General features: G+C 58.7%; 15 protein-coding genes. 12 read left to right on the top strand and 3 right to left on the bottom strand.

Translation table 11 applies throughout. The annotated features are described in order from the left end of the window. Window positions 1-13: 13 nt before the first annotated feature. The 3 genes from phnD to phnE (PZBJ_RS12985) all read left to right on the top strand — a co-directional run bounded on the left by phnD (window position 14) and on the right by phnE (PZBJ_RS12985) (window position 2,921). A complete protein-coding gene (gene phnD, locus PZBJ_RS13000) occupies window positions 14-940 on the top strand; it encodes a phosphonate ABC transporter substrate-binding protein (RefSeq protein WP_101762814.1) in 927 nt (308 codons plus the stop codon). Window positions 941-1,176: 236 nt separating this feature from the next. Beyond that, window positions 1,177-2,040 carry a phosphonate ABC transporter, permease protein PhnE gene (gene phnE / locus PZBJ_RS12990; RefSeq protein ID WP_101762813.1) on the top strand — a complete coding sequence of 288 codons (864 nt, stop codon included), beginning with the start codon at window positions 1,177-1,179 and terminating at the stop codon, window positions 2,038-2,040. After that, entirely contained in the window at window positions 2,037-2,921 is an 885-nt protein-coding gene (gene phnE / locus PZBJ_RS12985; RefSeq protein WP_101762812.1) for a phosphonate ABC transporter, permease protein PhnE, read from the top strand. Before phnE (PZBJ_RS12990) ends, phnE (PZBJ_RS12985) begins: the two co-directional genes overlap by 4 nt. Here the strand turns inward: phnE (PZBJ_RS12985) and PZBJ_RS12980 are convergent. Further along, window positions 2,875-5,463 carry an ATP-binding protein gene (locus PZBJ_RS12980; protein ID WP_101762811.1) on the bottom strand — a complete coding sequence of 863 codons (2,589 nt, stop codon included), beginning with the start codon at window positions 5,461-5,463 and terminating at the stop codon, window positions 2,875-2,877. The two genes, phnE (PZBJ_RS12985) and PZBJ_RS12980, sit on opposite strands and share 47 nt — an antisense overlap. Window positions 5,464-5,607: 144 nt before the next feature. Between PZBJ_RS12980 and PZBJ_RS12975 the strand changes: the two genes are divergently transcribed. From PZBJ_RS12975 to PZBJ_RS12950, 6 genes are all read left to right on the top strand, one after another. After that, on the top strand, window positions 5,608-7,113 hold the full coding sequence (locus tag PZBJ_RS12975) for a sugar ABC transporter ATP-binding protein (RefSeq protein WP_101762810.1): 1,506 nt from the start codon (window positions 5,608-5,610) through the stop codon (window positions 7,111-7,113). Window positions 7,114-7,123: 10 nt separating this feature from the next. Then, window positions 7,124-8,107 carry an ABC transporter permease subunit gene (locus PZBJ_RS12970; RefSeq protein WP_101762809.1) on the top strand — a complete coding sequence of 328 codons (984 nt, stop codon included), beginning with the start codon at window positions 7,124-7,126 and terminating at the stop codon, window positions 8,105-8,107. A 221-nt stretch (window positions 8,108-8,328) separates the two neighbouring features. Further along, window positions 8,329-9,267, top strand: coding sequence for an ABC transporter substrate-binding protein (locus PZBJ_RS12965; protein WP_101762808.1), 939 nt, complete (start codon window positions 8,329-8,331; stop codon window positions 9,265-9,267). A 116-nt stretch (window positions 9,268-9,383) separates the two neighbouring features. Further along, window positions 9,384-10,067: a D-lyxose/D-mannose isomerase gene (locus PZBJ_RS12960; RefSeq protein ID WP_101762807.1), complete on the top strand. Its 684-nt coding sequence runs from the start codon at window positions 9,384-9,386 to the stop codon at window positions 10,065-10,067. Window positions 10,068-10,078: 11 nt separating this feature from the next. Then, the gene (locus tag PZBJ_RS12955) at window positions 10,079-10,939 is read left to right on the top strand and encodes a ketose 1,6-bisphosphate aldolase (RefSeq protein ID WP_101762806.1); all 861 of its coding nucleotides are present in this window, start codon (window positions 10,079-10,081) and stop codon (window positions 10,937-10,939) included. Window positions 10,940-10,943: 4 nt separating this feature from the next. Continuing rightward, window positions 10,944-11,993 carry a carbohydrate kinase family protein gene (locus tag PZBJ_RS12950; RefSeq protein ID WP_101762805.1) on the top strand — a complete coding sequence of 350 codons (1,050 nt, stop codon included), beginning with the start codon at window positions 10,944-10,946 and terminating at the stop codon, window positions 11,991-11,993. On the opposite strand, the gene PZBJ_RS12945 is transcribed toward PZBJ_RS12950, so the two are convergent. Beyond that, window positions 11,930-12,676, bottom strand: coding sequence for a response regulator (locus tag PZBJ_RS12945; protein WP_101762804.1), 747 nt, complete (start codon window positions 12,674-12,676; stop codon window positions 11,930-11,932). The genes PZBJ_RS12950 and PZBJ_RS12945 overlap by 64 nt on opposite strands. Window positions 12,677-12,756: 80 nt before the next feature. Between PZBJ_RS12945 and PZBJ_RS24035 the strand changes: the two genes are divergently transcribed. The 3 genes from PZBJ_RS24035 to PZBJ_RS12935 all read left to right on the top strand — a co-directional run bounded on the left by PZBJ_RS24035 (window position 12,757) and on the right by PZBJ_RS12935 (window position 15,184). Next, window positions 12,757-13,026, top strand: a complete 270-nt coding sequence (locus PZBJ_RS24035) for a hypothetical protein (protein ID WP_146001296.1) — start codon at window positions 12,757-12,759, stop codon at window positions 13,024-13,026. Window positions 13,027-13,087: 61 nt separating this feature from the next. Beyond that, window positions 13,088-14,386 (top strand): NCS2 family permease, encoded by a 1,299-nt coding sequence (locus tag PZBJ_RS12940; protein ID WP_008105472.1) that lies wholly within the window; start codon window positions 13,088-13,090, stop codon window positions 14,384-14,386. A gap of 261 nt (window positions 14,387-14,647) precedes the next feature. Next, window positions 14,648-15,184: a DUF4164 family protein gene (locus PZBJ_RS12935; protein ID WP_240632909.1), complete on the top strand. Its 537-nt coding sequence runs from the start codon at window positions 14,648-14,650 to the stop codon at window positions 15,182-15,184. A gap of 50 nt (window positions 15,185-15,234) precedes the next feature. Here PZBJ_RS12935 and PZBJ_RS12930 read toward each other — a convergent pair whose 3' ends face one another. Then, window positions 15,235-16,683 (bottom strand): AMP nucleosidase, encoded by a 1,449-nt coding sequence (locus PZBJ_RS12930; protein ID WP_101762803.1) that lies wholly within the window; start codon window positions 16,681-16,683, stop codon window positions 15,235-15,237. Window positions 16,684-16,853 lie beyond the last annotated feature (170 nt).

Here is a 16,853-nt window from a genome sequence, read left to right as displayed (position 1 = left end):
AGAAAACCTAAGAATGAAACTGACTTCTTTAGCTTTACTGACTATTGCGATGGCATTTGGCGCAAACGCAGCGGATGCACCAAAAGAGTTGAACCTCGGGATTCTTGGCGGCCAGAATGCCACGCAGCAGATTGGTGATAACCAATGCGTGAAAGATTTCTTCGATAAAGAGCTGCAGGTGGATACCAAACTGCGCAACTCGTCTGACTATTCAGGCGTGATTCAGGGCTTGCTGGGTAACAAAATCGACCTGGTGCTGAGCATGTCGCCCGCCTCGTTTGCCTCGGTTTATCTGCATAACCCGAAAGCGGTGGATGTGGTGGGCATCGTGGTGGACGACAAAGACGGTTCGCAGGGTTATCACTCAGTGGTGATCGTGAAAGCCGACAGCCCGTACCAAAAGCTGGAAGACCTGAAAGGCAAATCGTTCGGCATGGCCGATCCGGATTCCACTTCCGGCTTCCTGATGCCGAATCAGGCGTTCAAGAAAGAGTTTGGCGGCACGGTGGACGATAAGTACAACAACACCTTCTCCAGCGTCACCTTCTCCGGCGGTCACGAGCAGGACATCCTCGGCGTGCTGAACGGCCAGTTCGAAGGCGCAGTAACCTGGACGTCGCTGATTGGTGACCGCGAAACCGGTTATACCTCGGGTGCCTTTGGTCGTTTGATTCGTATGGATCATCCGGATCTGATGAAGCAGATCCGCATTATTTGGCAGTCGCCGCTGATCCCGAACGGTCCGATTCTGGTGAGCAATAATCTGCCCGCTGACTTCAAAGCGAAAGTGGTGGCCACCATCAAGAAACTGGATAAAGAAGATCACGGCTGCTTTGTTAAAGCGGTTGGCGGTGCCCAGCACATCGGCCCAGCTACCGTGGCGGATTACCAGAATATCATCGATATGAAGCGTGATTTGATGAAGGGTACGCGCGGTTAATTTAGTTGGTGCTGGCTGTCACCTTCCTCGGTCGGTGCTGGCTGTCCCCCATCCCGGCCTTCCCCCACAAGTGGGGGAAGGAGATGCTGCCACATGCAACTCCCAAACTCGCATTTTGCAGCATCTTCCTCCCCCACTTGTGGGGGAGGACCGAGGAGGGGGACAGCGAGCACAATCCAGCAAGCACCCTCCAACGAGCACAATCCAGCAAGTCCCCAACCAACAGGAATCCCCCCTTGACCGATTTCGAACACTACTACCAACGCATCCGCCGCCAGCAAAAGCGCGACTCGCTGCTGTGGTCGCTGCTGTTACTGGCGCTCTATCTGGCCGCGGGCAAGATGGCGGAATTTAACCTGCTCACCGTCTGGCAGTCGCTGCCACACTTTTTCGATTACATTGGCGAAACCCTGCCGGTGCTGCATCTCCCGCTGCTGTTCGCTGACGGCAAAACCGAGGGTTCGCTGGCCTATTGGGGCTATCGCCTGCATTTCCAGCTGCCGCTAATCTGGGAAACCTTACAACTGGCGCTGTCGTCCACCATCATCGCGGTGGCGGTTGCTGGCGTGCTGGCGTTCTTCGCCGCCGACAACACCCAAACGCCGCGCAGCCTGCGCATGGCGATCCGCGCGTTTGTCGCCTTTCTGCGCACCATGCCCGAACTGGCGTGGGCGGTGATGTTCGTGATGGCGTTTGGCATTGGCGCCATTCCCGGCTTCCTTGCGCTGGCGCTGCACACCGTCGGCAGCCTGACCAAACTGTTCTACGAAGCGATTGAGAGCGCGTCGGATAAACCGGTGCGCGGCCTCGCGGCGTGCGGCGCCAGCAAACTGCAGCGCATGCGCTTTGCCTTCTGGCCGCAGGTCAAACCGACGTTTCTCTCCTACAGCTTTATGCGTCTGGAGATCAACTTCCGCTCCTCCACCATCCTCGGATTGGTGGGCGCGGGCGGTATCGGGCAAGAGCTGATGACCAATATCAAACTCGATCGTTACGATCAGGTCAGCATCACGCTGTTGCTGATCATTGTGGTGGTGTCGCTGCTGGATACGCTGTCCGGCTGGCTGCGTCGCCGCGTAGTGGAAGGAGACGTATCATGATCGCCTTAGCGCCGGATGTCGCCAAACTCAAGCAGGAGCATGCCGCCCTGTTTGCTGCGCAAAATCGCTATCTGCGCCGCGTTGCGCTGTTGGCGCTGGCCATCGCGCTCTATTACCTGCTTTTTTTCGAGTTCTTTGGCATTGAGTGGAGCCGTTTTCTCATCGGCTGCCAGCAGCTCAGCCGCTATTTCCTGCGTATGTTTGTCTGGCAGGATTTCCTCAACTGGCCGTTTGCTTACTACTTCACGCAGGTCGGGATTACGCTGGCGATTGTGTTTTCCGGCACGTTGACCGCGTCACTGATCGCCTTGCCGGTCTCGTTCCTGGCGGCGCGCAACGTGATGCACGATCCGCTGATGCGTCCGATTGCGCTGGTGGTGCGTCGCGTACTGGATGTGCTGCGCGGCATCGATATGGCGATTTGGGGGCTGATCTTCGTGCGTGCCGTCGGCATGGGACCGCTGGCCGGCGTGCTGGCGATCGTGATGCAGGATGTCGGCCTGCTCGGCAAACTCTACGCTGAAGGGCACGAAGCGGTGGAGCGTTCGCCGAGTCGCGGTCTCAGCGCGGTGGGCGCGAACAGCCTGCAAAAACATCGCTACGGCATTTTCACTCAATCGTTCCCGACCTTCCTCGCGCTCAGCCTGTATCAGATTGAGTCCAACACCCGCTCCGCAGCGGTGCTGGGCTTTGTTGGCGCGGGTGGCGTCGGCCTGGTGTATGCCGAGAACATGCGTTTATGGAACTGGGATGTGGTGATGTTCCTGACCCTGATTCTGGTGGCGGTGGTGATGATCATGGATGTGATCTCCAGCAAGCTGCGTAAACGTTACATCACGGGGAAAGGGGTGCCGTTGTGGCAGCCTGCCGCGCGCGACTAAGCCGTTCACTGCGCTGCCAGGCGCGCTCCAGCGCCTGCACCAGCTGCGCCTGATGCCAGGGTTTCGCCAGCCGCTCACACAGCGGCAGCGTGACCTGCGTCTGGCGCAGATCCTGACCGCTGATCAACACCGTTGCCAGATGCGGCCACTGCGCCTGCGCCTGGCGAATCACATCCGCGCCGTTAATGCCGCCCGGCAGCATCAAATCACTGATTAACAGATCGATATCCGGCGTCTGGCGCAGCAGCCTCAGCGCGCTTTCGCCGTCGCCACACTCCAGCGTCAGATAACCCAGTTGATGCAGATGTTCGCACAGCGTTTGTCGCACCGTCGGTTCATCATCCAGCACCAACACCAGCCGATCGTTGCTGGCCTGCGGCACCAGCGGCGGCGGCACGCTGAGCGGTTGCGCCGCTTCGGGCGCGCGCGGTAATAACAGCCGCACGGTGGTGCCTTGTCCCGGCGCGGTTTCCAGCTCAATCTGGCCGCCGGATTGCCGCACAAAGCCATACACCATCGATAAGCCCAAACCGCTGCCGCTGCCGATGGCTTTGGTGGTGAAGAACGGCTCAAACACCTGTTCACGCACCTCGGCCGACATGCCGCAGCCGTGATCGATCACTTCAATGGTGACGCGATCGCGCTTGCCGTCGGCTTCCTGTTTACGCTGATTCCAGATACGCAGGCGGATTTCGCCGCTCTGCTGCGCCATGGCATCGCGCGCGTTGACCACCAGATTGATCAGCGCGTTCTCCAGCTGTCCGGCATCGATCCACGCTGGCCAGCCGGGTCGCTGCGCATCGATCACCAGTTGCTGGCCGGGCAGCAGCGCGTGCTGCAGCAGCGAATGCAGATTATCCACCAGCTCCACCACCGACACCGCGCGCGGATAGAGCGCCTGCTTACGTGAGAAGGCCAGCAAGCGCTGCGTCAGCTGCGCCGCACGGTCGGCGGCCTGACGCGCGCGTTCGATGCGGCTGGCGAGCGTGCCGGGCGGCAGCTGATCGACGGTTAACGCCAGGCTGCCAATGATCACCGCCAGCAGATTATTGAAGTCGTGCGCCAGTCCGCCGGTCAGCTGTCCCACGGCTTTCATCTTCTGGCTGTGCAGCAGCGCTTCCTCCAGCGCCTTGCGCGTGGTGCGCTCCAGCACGGTATTTACCATGCCGCGCCGTGGCACCGGACTGAAGCGCAACTCCAGCGTGCGGCCATCCGCCAGCCGCACTTCCTGCGCATCGGCTAATCCGTTGAGCTCGACATCGACGCGTTTGAGTAGCTGCTGATAGTGCAAACCGCGATGCAGTTCGCGCGGCGCGATGCCGAGCAGCTCGGCATATTGCGCATTCCATACCACCAGCTGACCGCTGTTATCGAACAGCGCAAAGCCGTCGCGCATGGCGAGAAAGGTCGATTCCAGCTGGTTGCTTTTCTCTTTTAGCAGGCGCGAAGTGTGCGCCAGCGACGCCGTATTGCGGGCAAACACGTTAAAGGCGCGCGCCAGATCGCCCAGCTCATCGCGCCGCGCAAGGCCCGGCACGTTGACGCTCTTTTCACCCTGCGCCAGCCGCGTCATGGCGTGGGCGATGGCGGTCAGACTCGAACCGAGATTGCGGTAAATGTAGTAACCGGCGTAACCGGTGATCAGCAGCGCCAGCAACATAAACAGGCCGATAAAGCCGATGATCGAATCCAGCTCTTCATGCGTCACCGCGCTGCGGGCGTCACTCTGTTGCGCCACCAGCTGCACGTAATGGGTGATGTCGTCGTTGAGCATCGCCACCAGCGCTTTGATGCGATAGGTAGCGTAGGCAATGGCGATATCGCTTTGCTCCAGCTGCTGCGCCACCGGCTGCAAATCCGTGCTGGTGGCGATCAGCCGCTGCACCTGGGTATTCAGCGCGCCGTTAAGCCTTAACGCTTGCCACTGGCGCAGCACCGAGGGTAATTGCTGCACTGCGGCCTGCGGCGCGCTGGATTGAATCGCCACGCTGAATAAGCTGTGGGTTTGCTGGCGCAGCGCGGCAGAAGGGGAATCGGTGCGCGTTAGCAGGTCAATGCGATTGAGTAACAGCTGCGATTGCCACAAGCCGCTCAGCATCACGTTGCGCTGCAGATGGCGCTGATGCCCGGCACGCAGCAATTGATTGATGGTTTGTTCCAGCGTCTGGCTGCGCTCACGAATACGCGCTAGCAGCTGCGGCTGCTGTGCCGCCAGCGGCGCACTTGCCAGCAAGCTCAGCGACTGTTGCAGTTCCCGCTGGGTTTGCTGCAGGCGCGCCGATTCACTCTGATACTCCAGCGCACCGACCACCTGCGATAACCGCACCGCCGCAATGGCCACATTGGCGGTGTCGCGCGCCAGCGCCAGGCTGCCATTCATATCGGCCAGCGTTTGTGCCTGCGCCTGTTCCTGAATGTGACCTGCGTGGCGAAATCCAAAAATCGCGACCAGGCTCACCGCCAGCGTCACTGACATCACCAGCAGATTAAACAGCAGCAGGCGACTGCGCGCGCCCGCGTGCCAGTGCAGACTGTGACTCATAGCTGCCACTCCTTACCGCTCAACTGCTGGCGAGTATAGAAGCGCGATCGGGGCGAAATATGACAAATATGAATGGCCGCTGACATTTTCCATTTATCTAAGCAGGTTTTACTCGCTGCAACCTTTGCCAGCAGGAGTCTGTAAATGGATGCCACACCGATACTCTCCATGCGGGGAATCACCCGACGCTTCGGCAACTTCTATGCGCTAAAGGGCGTGGATCTCACGGTCTGGCCCGGTGAAGTGCATGCGCTGATGGGCGAAAACGGCGCGGGCAAAAGTACTTTGATGAAAATTCTGGCCGGCGCCTATACCGCCAGCAGCGGGGAAATTCTTATCGACGGCCAGCCGTATGTCATAAAAGGCCCAAAAGAGGCGTTGGCGGCAGGCATCACCCTGATTTATCAGGAGATCAATCTGGCACCCAATTTGACGGTGGCGGAGAACATCTTTCTCGGCAGTGAAATCACGCGTGGAGGCCTGGTGAAGCGTCGCCAGATGGCGGAAGAGGCGCAGCGGGTGATTGATCGCCTGGGTGCGCAGTTCAGCGCCACCGATCTCGTGAGCCGCCTGAGTATTGCCGAGCAGCAGCAGGTGGAAATCGCCCGCGCGCTGCACCGCAACAGCCGCATTCTGGTGATGGATGAGCCGACTGCCGCGCTCTCCAACCGTGAAACCGAGCAGCTGTTTGCGCTGATTAAACGGCTGCGCAGCGAAGGCATGGCGATTATCTACATCAGCCATCGCATGGCGGAAGTGTATGAGCTATCCGATCGCGTGAGCGTGCTGCGTGACGGGCAGTACGTCGGTAGCCTGACGCGCGAGCAGCTTAACGCCAGCGAGCTGGTGCGCATGATGGTCGGGCGGCCGCTCAGCGATCTGTTCAACAAAGACCGCGATATTCCGCTCGGCGACATCCGTCTCGCCGTCAATCACCTGTGCGACAAACACAAAGTGCGTCCCAGCAGCCTGTCGGTGCGTGCCGGCGAGATTGTCGGGCTGGCGGGGCTGGTCGGCGCCGGACGCAGCGAACTGGCGCAGCTGATTTTTGGTGTGCATCAACCGAGCGGCGGTGAGATCTGGATCGACGGCGTGAAAGTGCAGATTCACTCGCCGCGCGACGCCATCGCACGCGGCATCGGTTTTCTCACCGAGAACCGCAAAGAGCAGGGCTTGTTCCTTGAACTGGCGGCGCAGGACAACATTGTGATGGCGACGCTGGAGCGCGATGCCAGCTACGGCCTGCTCAATCGGCGCAAAGGGCAGAAGATTGCCAGCGAGGCAATTGATGCGCTGAACATCCGCGTGCCGCATGCGCAGGTGCGCGCGGGCGGCTTGTCCGGCGGTAATCAGCAGAAGCTGCTGATTTCACGCTGGGTGGCGATTGCACCGCGCATCCTGATTCTCGATGAGCCGACGCGCGGCGTTGATGTCGGCGCCAAGAGCGAAATCTACCGCATGATGCAGCAGATGGCGCAGCAGGGCGTGGCGATTTTAATGATCTCCAGCGAGTTACCGGAAGTGGTGGGCATGAGCGACCGCGTTTATGTGATGCGTGAAGGCGCCATCGCCGGTGAGTTGAGTGGGGCAGAGATTAGCCAGGAAAACATTATGACACTGGCCACCGGCGCGCAGCCGGTTCAGGCCTGAGGAGAGCGCAATGACCAGTGAATCCGCACGCGTAAAAAGTCCCACCCTCAAGCGCGCGTTAATGAGTGACCTGCTGCAAACCGTCGGCATCCTGCCGATTTTGATCCTGATCGTGGCGGTATTTGGCTTTGTCACGCCGAACTTCTTCACCGAGGGCAATCTGCTCAACATTACGCGTCAGGCCTCGATCAATATCGTGCTGGCGGCGGGCATGACCTTTGTCATTCTCACCGGCGGCATCGATTTGTCGGTGGGATCGATGCTCGGCACCACGGCGGTGGTGGCGATGGCGGTGTCGCTCGATCCGGCATTTGCGTCACTGACGATCCCGGCGGCGTTAGGTGCCGGGCTGATTATGGGGTTATTCAACGGCATTCTGGTGGCGTGGGCGGGGCTGCCGCCCTTTATTGTCACGCTTGGCACCTACACCGCGATGCGCGGCGCGGCTTATCTGCTGGCGAACGGCACCACGGTGATCAACTCCGACATCAACTTTGAGTGGATAGGCAACGGCTATCTCGGGCCGGTGCCGTGGCTGATCATCATCGCCTTTGCGGTGATCGCGCTGTGCTGGTTCATTCTGCGCCGCACTACCTTAGGCGTACACATTTATGCCGTTGGCGGCAACGTGCAGGCGGCGCGACTGACCGGCATCAAAGTCAGCGTGGTGCTGCTGTTTGTCTACGCCATGAGCGGCTTGCTGTCGGGGCTGGCCGGATTGATGAGCGCCTCGCGGCTCTACAGCGCCAACGGCAACCTTGGCGTCGGTTACGAGCTGGATGCGATAGCGGCGGTGATCCTCGGTGGCACCAGCTTTGTCGGCGGCATCGGCACCATCACCGGCACGCTGATTGGTGCGCTGATTATCGCCACGCTGAATAACGGGATGACGCTGATGGGCGTCTCCTATTTCTGGCAGTTAGTGATTAAGGGCGCGGTGATCATTATCGCGGTGTTGATCGATAAGTACCGGACGCGGCATCACGTGGGTTGATTTACAAGGTGCTGGCTGTTTTAGAACGTGCTGGCTGTCCCAGACTGTGCTGGCTGTCCCCCTCCTCGGTCCTCCCCCACAAGTGGGGGAGGAAGATGCTGCCATATGCTCGTACTGAAGCTGCATGTGGCAACGTCTCCTTCCCCCGCTTGCGGGGGAAGGCCGGGATGGGGGACAGCGAGCACTCACCATAAAAACCAAAAAGCAGGAGAACATCGACTATGCGTTTTAATCCGATTCTAACCGGACTGCTGGCGGCTACGCTTCTGAGCGCGCCATTGGTGCAGGCCAAAGAGCTGAAATCCATTGGTGTGACCGTCGGCGATCTCGCCAACCCGTTCTTCGTGCAGATCACCAAAGGTGCCGAGCTGAAAGCGCGTGAACTGGCGGGCGACAAGGTCAACGTGACGCTGGTCTCCAGCGGCTACGATCTCGGCCAGCAGGTGGGGCAGATTGACAACTTCATTGCCGCTAAAGTTGACATGATCATCCTTAACGCCGCCGATTCCAAAGGTATCGCGCCCGCGGTAAAACGTGCGCGTGATGCCGGGATTGTGGTGGTGGCGGTCGACGTGGCGGCAGACGGCGCTAACGCCACTATCACCTCCGATAACACCGCTGCTGGCGCCATGGCGTGTAAATACATCTCCGACCGCCTGAAGGCCAAAGGCAACGTGGTGATCATCAATGGACCGCCGGTTTCTGCGGTGCAGAACCGTGTCGAAGGCTGCATGACCGAGCTGAAAACCCATCCGGACATCAAGCTGCTCTCCTACAACCAGAACGCCAAAGGCAGCCGCGAAGGTGGCCTCGAAGTGATGACCGGCCTGCTGTCGGCCAATCCAAAGATTGATGCAGTGTTCGCGATTAACGACCCAACGGCGATTGGTGCCGATCTGGCGGCGAAACAGGCGCAGCGCAATGAGTTCTTTATTGTCGGCGTCGATGGATCGCCAGACGGTGAAGAGGCGCTAAAACGCAAAGGCTCGCTGTTCGTGGCCACGCCAGCGCAGGACCCGCAGGTGATGGCGGCGAAAGCGGTGGAGATCGGCTATGACATCCTGCAGGGCAAGCCCGCGCCAGATAAGCCGGTGCTGATTCCGGTGACGATGATCGATCGTAACAGCGTCAGCAGCTACAAGGGCTGGACGGTGAAGTAAGCAGCCGCTGTCCCTCACCCTAACCCTCTCCCATAAATGGGAGAGGGGACAAATAGCGCCCTCTCCTGCTTGCGGGAGAGGGCTGGGGTGAGGGCCAGCGTGGAAAGGAGGTGAAGATGCAACGCTCAGAAGTGAATGCGATCCTACAACGCACCCGCGAATTCTTTATGCGTCAGGATGTGCATCTGCCGCCGTGGGCCGATTACGGCCTCAGCCAGTGGCGCGCGCTCGATAAACATGACGCCGATGAACTGCTGGCGCTGCATCTTGGCTGGGATGTCACCAGCTTCGGCGCTGACGATTTCAATCAAACCGGTTTAACCCTGTTCACACTGCGCAACGGTTCGCGGGGTGGCCAGCCGTGGGCCAAACCTTATGCCGAAAAAATCATGCATGTGCGCGAAGGGCAGGTCACGCCGATGCATTATCACCCGCAAAAGATGGAAGACATTATCAATCGCGGCGGCGGCAATCTGATCGTCACGCTGCATAACCGTGCGGGCAATCAGCTGGCTGATACGGCGGTGAACGTCACGCTCGATGGCATCCGCCAAACCCACGCCGCCGGTTCGCAACTGCGTTTATCGCCGGGTGAAAGCATTACCTTGCTACCGGGCATCTGGCACAGCTTTTGGGGCGAAGAGGGCTACGGCGATGTGCTGGTGGGTGAAGTCTCGATGCCCAATGACGACGAACATGACAATGTGTTTCTCACGCCGCTGGCGCGCTTCAATCCGCTGGATGAAGATGAAGCACCACGCTGGCTGCTGTGTAACGAATATCACCGCTGGCTGGCCTAAAGGAGCCTGATATGGCACTGATTTCACTGGCGCAGGGTTTGGCCCATGCGCAACAGAACGGCTACGCGCTTGGCGCGTTTAACGTCCTCGACACCCATTTCCTGCGCGCGCTCTATCAGGCCGCTGAGCGGCAGCGCTCGCCGTTTATTATCAGCATCGCTGAAGTGCATTTTAAGTATGTCAGCCTCGAGCATTTGGTCGCCGCGGTGCGTACCGAAGCGGCGCTGCACGCTATTCCGGTGGTGCTGCATCTCGATCATGGCCTGCATTTTGAGGCGGTGATGCAGGCGATTCGCCTTGGCTTTACCTCGGTCATGTTCGATGGCTCGACGCTCAGCTATGAGGAGAACGTGCGCCAGACGCGCGAGGTGGTGAAGATGTGTCACGCGCTCGGCGTGTCGGTGGAGGCCGAACTCGGTGCGGTGGGCGGCGATGAAGGCGGAGCGCTGTTTGGCGAGGCCGATAGCGATAAATTTACCGATCCGGCGCAGGCCGCTGATTTTGTGCACTCCACCGGCATTGATTGCCTGGCGGTGGCGATTGGCAATGCGCACGGCAAATACAAAGGCGAACCCAAACTCGACTTCGACCGGCTGGCAGCGATTCGCGCGACGGCCGGCATTCCGCTGGTGCTGCATGGCGGTTCCGGCATTAGCGACGCGGATTTCCGCCGCGCCGTCAGCCTTGGCATCAACAAAATCAATTTCTATACCGGCATGTCGCAGGCGGCGCTCGGGGCAATTGAAGCGCAGATCGCCCAACGCGATGCGCGCTACGACGCCTTTGCTGAGTTGTTGATGGCGGTAGAGCGCGACATCGCCAACGTGGTGGCGCAGCAGATGCAGGTATTCGGCAGCGCCGGGAGGGCATAACCGCATGGTGCGTAACGGAATCATCGGTGCCGGCAGCATGCTGGTGGATCACGTGCAGCGCATCAGCCATTGGCCGGAACAAGGCTGGCTAACCGAGATTCAGCACAGCGAGAAGTGCAGCGGCGGCGCGGCGCTCAACGTGCTGTTTACGCTGGCGCGCATGCAGCTGAACCTGCCGCTGGCGGGCGTCGGCATAGTAGGCGAGGACAGCGACGGCGATTACATCCTGCAACTGCTGGACGATCATCACATTGACCGCCAGTTTGTGCAGCGCATCGCAAGCATCAATACGGCGATGACGCAGGTGATGACCACGCCGGATGGCCAGCGCACCTTCTTCCATGCGCGCGGCGCCAATGGCAAGCTTGATTTGGCGCACTTCGCCGACGTCTCCACTGCACACCGCATCTTCCATCTCGGGTATTTGCTGCTGCTAGATAGCCTTGATGTGCCGGACGATCAATACGGCACGCGCAGCGCACGGCTGCTGGCGCAGATGCAGCAGCGTGGCTATATCACCTCCCTCGATTTGGTGTCGCGCGTGGGCGAATATCGACCGCTGGTGGTGCCTGCGCTGCGCTGGCTCGATTATCTGGTGATTAACGAACTGGAGGCGCAATCGCTCACCGGCATCAGTTTGCGCACGCCGCACGGGCTTGCCGCACCGACTGCGTTTGCCGAGGCGGCGACCTGGCTAATGCAGCAAGGCGTACGTCAGCGCGTGGTGATCCACGCACCCGAAGGCGCGTGGGGCCAGCAAGCGGACGGCGAAGGGCGCTGGCAACCGGCGTGGTGCTTAGCGCCAGAAGAGATCGTTGGCAGCGTGGGGGCAGGCGATGCGTTTTGCGCCGGTGTGCTCTATGCCAGCCATGAAGGCTGGTCGCTTACGGAAACGCTGAAGCTGGCGCACACCTGCGCCTGTTTTAATCTGCATGCCGCCAACGCGCTGGACGGCACGCGGCCATTAGCCGAGATGCAGCGCTGGATGGATCAGGCGATTTGCGTTTCACGTGCCGAAGAGGCCGGGCGCATCACGTCGGCGGAGAAAACATAGCCGAGACCGCGAATGGTGCGGATCAGGCTCGGTTGATGCGGATTGATTTCTATCTTGCGTCGAAGCCGCATAATCAGCACATCAATGGTGCGATCAAACACCTCAAGGCTTTCGCTGTGCGTCAGTTCGAGCAGTTGATCGCGGGTTAATACTTTGCGCGCATGCGCCACCAGCGCGCGCAGCAGCGTGTATTCACCTTGCGTTAGCGGCACGCTTTCACGCTGCGGATTGAACAGTTGGCAGCGCGCATCGTCGAGGCGCCAGCCGTTAAATTGCCAACCTTCATCTGCTAACGCTTCCGGCTGCGCCAGCCGTCCGCAGCGTCGCAGCGCCGCGCGTGCCCGAGCCACTACCACGCGCGGATTGAACGGTTTAGCGATGTAATCATCCGCGCCCATCTCCAGCCCCACCACCATATCCGCTTCCGAACCCATGCCGGTCAACATGATCACTAGCAGATCGGGACGCTGCCGCTGCATCTGTTGCAGCACCAGCAAGCCGTTGGTGTCTGGCAGCATCATATCCAGCATCACCAGTGAAATTTCCGGGTGTAGCGTGAGCAGGGCTAGCGCATCTTTACCCTGATGGCAGCAATAAACGGTAAATACATGTTCATTCAACACATCGTGCAGCAATTCGCACACTGCACGATCATCATCGACCACCAGAATCGCGGGCTTCATGGATGCGCCTCTTTTGTTACGAAAGGGTTAAAAGCAGTGTAACCCGATGTTTTTTACCTGCTGATTAAGGCAACAGAAACGTGAGCGCCATCGCCTGGCAGAGTGCGGAAGCGTGCAGTGCCGCACTCTTTTTGCCAAACCATCGTCAGGTAGGAAAACGATTGCGCGGCGCTGGTGCAATGCACCATAATCGCGCCTCAATCTGGTTCAGAATAATCTTAGCCGCAGCCGCAAATGAAAACGTAATCGATTGCGTAGGGGAGTGGCATAGCTATTGCTATATGGACAGGGGAAAGCGCAAGGTTTCACAACCTGTTGTCCAGTTTGCTTCGCTTTCAAAACAACAATAAGCATGTAAACCACATTGGCAAGGAGCGCGCGCATTCGTGCCGACTCCGCTCATGAGAGATGATGATGTTAGAAAAACTCTTCAAACTAAAAGCGCACAACACCACGGTTCGCACCGAAATCATTGCGGGTATCACCACCTTCCTGGCAATGGCTTACATCCTGTTTGTTAACCCGAGCATTCTCGGCGCAACCGGCATGGATAAAGGTGCGGTCTTCGTGGCGACCTGTCTGGCGGCGGCGATTGGCTGTGTGTTAATGGGCCTGATCGCTAACTATCCGATTGCACTTGCACCGGGCATGGGTCTCAACGCCTTCTTCACCTACACCGTGGTGCTGCATATGGGTTACACCTGGCAAGTCGCGCTGGGCGCGGTGTTCTTGTCGGCGGTGATCTTCTTTGCCATGTCGCTTTTCAAAATTCGTGAGTGGATTATTAACAGCATTCCGCTGCCGCTGCGTGCCGGTATTGGTGCCGGTATCGGTCTGTTCCTGGCGATTATCGCGCTGGAAGGCGCGGGTATCGTGGTGGATAACCCAGCAACGCTGGTTGGCCTGGGCGACCTGACCAAACCGGGTCCACTGCTGGCGCTGCTCGGCTTCTTCATCATTGTGGTGCTGGAAGCGCGTCGCGTTACCGGTGCGGTGCTGATCGGCATTCTGGTGGTGACCTTCATTTCTATGGGCATTGGCCTGACACCGTTTGGCGGCGTGTTCTCCGCTCCGCCCTCTATCGCGCCAACCTTTATGCAGCTGGATATCGCCGGTGCCTTTAACGTCGGTTTGGTGAGCGTAATCTTCGCTTTCCTGTTCGTGGACGTGTTCGATAACACCGGCACCTTGCTGGGTGTGACCAAGCGCGCCGGTCTGGCAGATGAGCAGGGCAACGTGCCGAAAATGGGCCGTGCGTTGATCGCAGATAGCGCCGCCGCGCTGTTCGGCTCGCTGCTTGGTACTTCAACCACCACCAGCTATGTGGAATCTGCTGCCGGCGTCAGCGCCGGTGGCCGCACCGGCCTGACGGCGATTGTGGTGGCGATTCTGTTTCTGCTGAGCCTGTTCTTCTCGCCGCTGGCGGGCAGCGTACCGGTTTATGCCACCGCACCAGCGCTGCTGTTTGTGGCGGTGCTGATGGCGTCTGGCCTGGCGGATATTGACTGGAAAGATATCACCACCGCCGCGCCGGTAACCGTGACCGCGCTGACCATGCCGCTGACCTACTCGATCGCCAACGGTATTGCGTTCGGCTTCATCACCTGGACGGTGGTGAAACTGCTGAGCGGCCGCACCAAAGAGGTCAACCCGGCGCTGATCATTTTGTCGATTCTGTTTGTTATCAAACTGGGCTGGCTGAGCGCGTAAATGTTGCTTAACGGAAGCCCGCTCGGGCTTCCGTGTCTGCTGTTGCATCCCTTCGTTTATTTTCTGCGTGGCACTTCGCAATCCTTTTTGATGCTCACTTTCCTTCCCTCTCAAAACAGCCCAGGCTTTGCGTGTTATTTAAACCTGCCCGCAAAAAATGTGCTGTGAATGGCGGGATCGTGGAATGTTAACGCTGCGCAAATCTGTTTCACTAACAGTGTGGTGGAAAGATTGAGCTGCGCGATGGAAGAGGATTCGGTGATGGATTACCCCATTAGCAATACAACTCGTGTGTTCCCACCGCTTATTTTTGACGTTGGTAACAAAGGAGATCATCAAATGGAACAACTCACCAAACGCGTTGAAGAGCTGGAAAAAACCACGCAGCAGATTCAGATGGATGTTGCTGTGCTAACTGCGCGTTCAGAGCATTTTGCGACTAAAGCGGATATCGAAAAGGTCAGAGCCGAGCAGGGCGTGATGCGTGTGGAGATTATGGGCGAGCTGGGGGCGCTTGAACAACGTCTCGATAAAAAGTTTGAGCGGATGGAAGACAAATTCGATAAAAAGTTCGAAAAGATAGATGAGAAGTTTGGAAAGATAGATGAGAAGTTCGAAAAAATTGATGAGAAGTTTGAAAGGATTGATGAGAAGTTCGACAGAGTTAATCAGAGATTCAATCAGCTGGAAGATAAAATATCTGCCTTCAACAACAGCATCACCTGGAAAATCATGATACCGACCGGCCTTCTGGTGCTGGCGTGGTTTGTGCAGAATATCGTTTTGAAAATGTCATGACGCGCTTTACTGCACGGTTCCGGCCCTTCATGGGCCGGAACTCATCATGATTACCTAAACGGCGGCTCGTTAAAGGTTCTCAGCTTCCTCGAATGCAGCTTGTCGCCTTCAGCTCGTAGCAGTTCTACCGCGCAGATGCCAATCTGCAGGTGCTCGGAGATTGCGCCTTCATAGAAGCGGTTTGCCTGGCCCGGTAGCTTGATCTCGCCATGCAGCGGTTTATCGGATACGCATAGCAAGGTGCCGTAAGGCACGCGGAAGCGATAACCCTGCGCGGCGATGGTGGCGCTCTCCATATCAACCGCTACGGCGCGGCTCAGGTTGAAGCGCAGCGCCGAAGCGGAGTAGCGCAGCTCCCAGTTACGGTCATCGGTGGTGACCACGGTGCCGGTGCGCAGGCGCTGTTTAACTTCTTCGCCGGGCATGCCGCTGACCGCTTTGGTGGCGTCATACAGTGCGCGCTGCACTTCGGCGATGCTCGGGATTGGGATATCTGGCGGCAGTACGCTATCCAGTACGTGGTCGTCGCGCAGGTAGGCATGCGCCAGCACATAGTCGCCGATGGTCTGGCTTTCGCGCAGTCCACCGCAGTGGCCAATCATCAGCCAGGCGTGCGGACGAATCACCGCCAGGTGGTCACAGATGGTTTTGGCATTGGATGGGCCCACGCCGATGTTCACCAGCGTAATGCCGCGACGATTCGGTGATGTCAGGTGCCATGCCGGCATTTGGTGCTTCTTCCACGCCAGATCGGACATCATCGCCGTCGGGTCTGGCGTATCGGCGGTGATCACCACTTCACCGGCGCAGGCCAGGCTGTCGTAAGGCGTGGTGGGATCCTGCACCTGCTCAATCGCCCAGCGCACGAACTCATCGACGTAGCGCGTGTAGTTGGTAAACAGCACGAACGGCTGAAAGTGCTCTACGCTCGTGCCGGTGTAATGGCGCAGGCGTGCCAGTGAGAAATCGGTGCGCAGGGCGTCAAAGTGCGACAGCGGGAAAATCGCATTGGCGTGGAACAGGCCGTCGGCGGTTTCATCACCGATTTGCGACAGTTCGGTGGTGGGGAAATGGCGTGCGATGCTGGCGCTCATTGAGCGGTCCAGTGACAAGCCGTCAATCACATAAGGATAAGGAATTTCCTGCTGTGAAGGCGCGACCTCAATCAGCACGTCGTACTCTTTCTCCAGCATCTGCAGCTGCTCGCTGAGATAGTGCCGCAGCAGCGCCGGGCGCGTGATGGTGGTGCTGTAGCTGCCGGTATGGGTAAAACGTCCCCACGCGCGGGTGCGATTTTGCTGCGGACCTTCACCCAGCCAGGTGATGCGCAGCTGCGGATAAACAAACAGCCCTTGCTGACGCGCGGCCTCATCCGGCAACTGTCCGGTGGCGGTGAAATCGCGAATAGCGTTGCGCAGCGCGTCAACGGCTGCGTCGTACAGGCGTTCTAGTTCGTCCAGCGCTTGCTGGCTGCTCAATCCGTTCCGTTGTGTATTCATGGGTTCTCCTTCAGAAACATGGACCGTTTTCACCAGAGCATAGCGGATAAACCCTGCGCTACGATGAAGAATCTGTGATCGACCGCATTCTGCACCATCACGGTGCTGGTGCGTGGCGTAACCGCGGCTATGTTTATGATCAGCAGGGATGTTACATCGCGTGTCTCCTG

Source organism: Pantoea endophytica (assembly GCF_002858935.1).
Taxonomy (GTDB): domain Bacteria; phylum Pseudomonadota; class Gammaproteobacteria; order Enterobacterales; family Enterobacteriaceae; genus Pantoea; species Pantoea leporis.
Note: the sequence above shows the minus strand (reverse complement) of the source record. Positions and strands in the feature narration are given on the sequence as shown.